Origin of the sequence: Bradyrhizobium sp. (genome assembly GCF_035652035.1) — a bacterium.
Lineage (GTDB): Bacteria > Pseudomonadota > Alphaproteobacteria > Rhizobiales > Xanthobacteraceae > Bradyrhizobium.
Genome location: NZ_DASREO010000047.1, coordinates 1 through 2,879, shown reverse-complemented (window position 1 = coordinate 2,879; position 2,879 = coordinate 1). Strand labels below are relative to the sequence as shown.

The following is a 2,879-nucleotide window of genomic DNA, read 5'->3' as shown; positions in this document are numbered from 1 at the left end:
CGATCTCCAGCTCGTGCTCGCGGTTGACTGTTCGGGCAGCGTCAACGACGTGCGTTTCGATCTGCAGAAACAGGGCTATGTCGCGGCGTTTCGCAATCCGCAGGTGATGAAGGCGATTGCTTCCGGATCGCTGCAATCCATCGCGGTGACCTTCGTGCAATGGACGGGGCCGTTTGACTTTGTGCAGGTCGTGCCCTGGACGCTGGTCAACGACACGGCCTCGGCACAGCATCTAGCCGATGCCATCGCCCACTCCGAGCGCGAGCTGTTCGGCGGCAGCGGCACCTCGATCAGCGGCGCCATCGACACCGGCGTGCAGCTATTGTCACAAAGCCCGTTCAAGAGTCAGCGGCGCACCATCGACATTTCCGGCGATGGTGCCAATAGCAGCGGGCGCTCGGTGACCGATGCGCGCGACGATGCGGTGGCCAAGGGCATCGGTATCAACGGGCTGCCAATCCTCTCGGTAGAGCCGACGCTCGACAGCTATTATTTTTCCCGGGTCATCGGTGGGCCGGGGGCATTTATGATCCCGGCAAGCAGCTATGAAAATTTCGCCGATGCAATCCTGAAAAAGCTGATCCTGGAAATCGCGCAAAACGAAAACGATCCGGCGATGATGGGAAAATGGGGCGCCGTCCTAGCAAGCAAGCGGTGAAGGCAATCCGCGTCTCCTTGGCGCTGCTGGCGCTGGCGGCGGCGCTATGGGCCGCGATCTTTGATAGGGGCGCGATTGCCGCCGACAACGCCAATGTCGACGTCCAGCTCGTGCTCGCGGTCGATGCCTCCGGCAGCGTCAATAATGCGCGCTTCGAGTTGCAGAAGCAGGGCTATGCGGCGGCGTTCCGCAACCCACAGGTGATCCGTGCCATCGCCTCCGGCGGCGAGCAGGCCATTGCCGTCACGATGGTGCAATGGACCGGCCCCTTCCTTCATGTCCAGGCGGTGCCCTGGACCCTGATCAAGGACGAAGCCTCGGCCCGGGCCTTCGCCGATGCCATCGCCGCTGCGCCGCGCGAACTGTTCGGCGGCGGCACCTCGATCAGCGGGGCCATCGACATGGGGATGAGCTTACTGGCGCAAAGCCCGTACAAATCGCAGCGGCGCACGATTGATATTTCGGGCGACGGAATCAACAACCGCGGACGCTCGGTGACCGACGCGCGGGACGACGCGGTCGCCGCCGGCATCGGCATCAACGGGTTGCCGATCCTTTCGCTCGATCCCGCGCTCGACACCTACTATCGCAATTCCGTCATCGGCGGGCCCGGCGCCTTCATGATCCCGGCGGCGGATTACGAGAATTTCGCCGACGCCATTCTGAAAAAGCTGATCCTGGAGATAGCGGGTGACCCAAACGATCCCAATATATCGAAGTGGGGCGCCGTCCTGGCGAAGAGCCCCTAGCCCGCTTGATTGATATGAACGATTTGAAGCGCCGCGGTTTCGATCACATCGAGACCTGGATTTTCGACCTCGACAACACGCTTTATCCGCCGCACGTGAACCTGTGGCAGCAAGTGGATGAGCGCATCCGCGATTACATCGCCCGCCAGCTCGACCTGTCGCAGCAGGAGGCCTTTCGCCTGCAAAAGGATTATTACCGGCGCTACGGCACGACGCTGCGCGGGCTGATGACGGAGCACGGCATGCATCCGGACGATTACCTGGAATACGTGCACCAGATCGACCATTCGCCGCTCGAGCCAAATCCGGCCTTGGGAAAGGCCATCGAAGGGCTCAATGGGCGCAAGCTCATCCTGACCAACGGCACCCGCAAGCACGCTGACGTTGTCATGGAGCGGCTCGGCATCGGCGCGCATTTCGAGGATGTGTTCGATATCGTCGCCGCCGAGCTCGAACCGAAACCCTCGCCGCAGACCTATGCGCGCTTTCTCGACCGTCACGACGTCGACCCCGCCAAGGCTGCGATGTTCGAGGATCTCGCCCGCAATCTGGCGACTCCTCATTCGCTCGGCATGACGACGGTGCTGGTGATCCCTGAGGGCACGCGCGAGGTGTTGCGCGAGGATTGGGAGATGGAAGGCCGCGACGCGCCGCACGTCGATCACGTCACCGACGATCTCGCCGGCTTTCTTCGGCGCCTCCGCGCGGCGTGACGTCTCAGGCGCCGAGCTGCTGCGCGAACAACGCGAAGCCGAAACCGGCGATAGCCGCTCCCGCCAGCCGCAGCCCGATGGGCGCGAAGGCGTCGCGCGCGGAGAGCCATCGCACCGCAGTCATCGCCCCAAGCGCGATCAAGGATTGAATGATCGCAAGCCCGGCGAGATAGGCGTAAAGCGGCGCCGGCTCCGCACCGACGATGGATTCTCCCAGCGCATAGCCGTGGAACAATCCCGTGAGCACGAAGAGACCGAGCGCAGCCGTCGATGACGCCGGGCGTGCCCGCAACATCACAAGACCAAGCGCCACGACCGACAGCGCCGCCAGCGCCTCGCCGGCCGGAATCGTTGCCTGGGCCACATGCAAGGTGACGCCCCCCATCATCGCGATCACGAAGCCGGCCGTGAGCAGCGCGCCCCGAGGCAGCGAGGCGGCGAGGCAACCGACGACGATGACAGCGGCAAAATGGTCGAGACCGATTACCGGATGGCCGAGGCCGGACAGCAGACCCTCGATGAATGTCACCGGCAGGCGGCCCCCCATGACGTGGTGCGCCGCGGCGGGGCTGGCGGAAAGCACAAATCCCGCGAGAATTAGGATGGATCCACAAACCGCACCCTTTGGACGCAGCGTGCCTGCCTTTGTCTTGCTCATGCCTGCCCCCATGCCCGTCTTCGCGTCTTCCGCGCCAATGCTAGCCCCATTACCCGGGGCCGGTGCAAGTCTTGACAGTCCTGGCCCCTTCACCCGACAAC

The 2,879-nt window shown here is 63.6% G+C and carries 4 protein-coding genes; 3 read left to right on the top strand and 1 reads right to left on the bottom strand.

The features are described from left to right. The 3 genes from VFB05_RS13750 to VFB05_RS13740 all read left to right on the top strand — a co-directional run. The coding region (locus VFB05_RS13750; RefSeq protein WP_325013244.1) for a DUF1194 domain-containing protein at positions 1 to 658 on the top strand (658 nt) is incomplete at its 5' end. Further along, on the top strand, positions 628 to 1,407 hold the full coding sequence (locus tag VFB05_RS13745) for a DUF1194 domain-containing protein (RefSeq protein ID WP_325013242.1): 780 nt from the start codon (positions 628 to 630) through the stop codon (positions 1,405 to 1,407). The genes VFB05_RS13750 and VFB05_RS13745, both read left to right, overlap by 31 nt. Positions 1,408 to 1,421: 14 nt before the next feature. After that, a complete protein-coding gene (locus VFB05_RS13740; protein WP_325013240.1) occupies positions 1,422 to 2,120 on the top strand; it encodes a pyrimidine 5'-nucleotidase in 699 nt (232 codons plus the stop codon). Positions 2,121 to 2,124: 4 nt separating this feature from the next. On the opposite strand, the gene VFB05_RS13735 is transcribed toward VFB05_RS13740, so the two are convergent. Then, positions 2,125 to 2,778, bottom strand: a complete 654-nt coding sequence (locus VFB05_RS13735; RefSeq protein WP_325013238.1) for a HupE/UreJ family protein — start codon at positions 2,776 to 2,778, stop codon at positions 2,125 to 2,127. Positions 2,779 to 2,879 lie beyond the last annotated feature (101 nt).